Source organism: Pseudoalteromonas sp. NBT06-2, assembly GCF_002276045.1.
Lineage (GTDB): Bacteria > Pseudomonadota > Gammaproteobacteria > Enterobacterales > Alteromonadaceae > Pseudoalteromonas.
Map to the genome: position 1 here is coordinate 1 of NZ_NQMR01000365.1, position 1,259 is coordinate 1,259.

Below are 1,259 nucleotides of genomic sequence, written 5' to 3' on the forward strand. Positions count from 1 at the left end.
ACGGGTTATTGAGGTGTTACGAATATTTTGATTTTATCAAGCGTGCTCGCTTTACCCCAAGTTCATGCTAAAAAGTTAGACTTTTATTTAGGGGCGTCATACCTAAATGCAACATCAGAATTTTTGGGAGAAAGTAATAATGATACGGGCTTTGAAGGCAGGCTTGGGTATAATTTAAGTGAATATTTTTCTATCGAATTAAGTGCTTTTGAATTTGGAGATATTGTATTTTCAGGTAATTCAAAATTTAATGGACATATTGATTCTTTTGGGGCCGAGTTTGCTGCGATAGGAAAGTACCCACTGGCAAATAAACTTAGTCTGACTGGCAAACTAGGTGGACTCTGGGGGGTAAAAGAAGGTAGTCTGATAGTTAGTAATGCTCCCGGTAACTCTGCCTACCGCTCAGATGGCGTAGACATAACTTTTGGAATTGGCTTGTCGTATAACTTGACTCACAACGTTGAAGTAAAAATAGATTATAACGACTCTAAAAGTGTTAGTTGGGCTTCCGTTGGTTTAAATTATAGCTTTTAAAAAAGCACCTAAAAAAATTGTTAGTACAAGTAACGCAATGTATTTAGGTTTGTGATACTAAAGCCTCATAAAGCGAACTTTATGGGCTTTATTTGGAATGAAAAACTTAATTACATCATTCAGTTATCAGGCTGGGCATATTGGTGACACCCCACTTTATACCCCTAAATACAAAGAGGTTTCATTAAGTTATTGAATAATAATGAAACTTTACTATTTCATAAATATTAAATTAATTTTTAATATTTTATCTCTTCGCTATCCACTCTTCTATTTCAATATTTCTCCAACCTACACTTCTAGTCCCTAAAGGTACTCTTGCTGGAAATTCACCTTTTGTTTCCATGCGCCAAACTGTACTTCGAGATAAGCCAACCATTTTAGTTACTTCTTCTATTCTGAGTATTTTTTCTTGTGGTTGGTTTTGAATTACTTTTTCAGGTTGAACAGGATTTGATACTTGTTGTAATAGATATTCTAAAAGCTGATAACCAAAAAATTCAACTTGATCGCTTGGTAGTTGTATAAAACCAAGCTTTTTTTGTTTCTGTAATTTTTGAATGTTTTCAACAGGACAACGTAAAAAAAGTGACGCTTCTATGGGAGTGAAACGCTGATATAGCGCAAGACCCATACTATCGGCAATCTGACATAATTCAGGAGTGAACAGTTGATCCATTATTTCAACATACTAGGTTATTATACCAATCAGATTAAATTTA

The 1,259-nt window shown here is 34.3% G+C and carries 2 protein-coding genes; one reads left to right on the top strand and one right to left on the bottom strand.

Features of this window, described 5'->3' with window-relative positions; translation table 11 throughout:
• Positions 1 to 27 precede the first annotated feature (27 nt).
• The gene (locus CJF42_RS26080; RefSeq protein WP_170940788.1) at positions 28 to 537 is read left to right on the top strand and encodes an outer membrane beta-barrel protein; all 510 of its coding nucleotides are present in this window, start codon (positions 28 to 30) and stop codon (positions 535 to 537) included.
• Between the two features lie 247 nt (positions 538 to 784).
• Here CJF42_RS26080 and CJF42_RS26085 read toward each other — a convergent pair whose 3' ends face one another.
• A complete protein-coding gene (locus tag CJF42_RS26085) occupies positions 785 to 1,216 on the bottom strand; it encodes a helix-turn-helix transcriptional regulator (protein ID WP_252097747.1) in 432 nt (143 codons plus the stop codon).
• Positions 1,217 to 1,259: the final 43 nt, after the last annotated feature.

Bases quoted from the DNA above. Each gene is read 5' to 3' on its own strand.
- CJF42_RS26085 (WP_252097747.1), bottom strand. From the start codon at position 1,216: ATGGATCAACTGTTCACTCCTGAATTATGTCAGATTGCCGATAGTATG.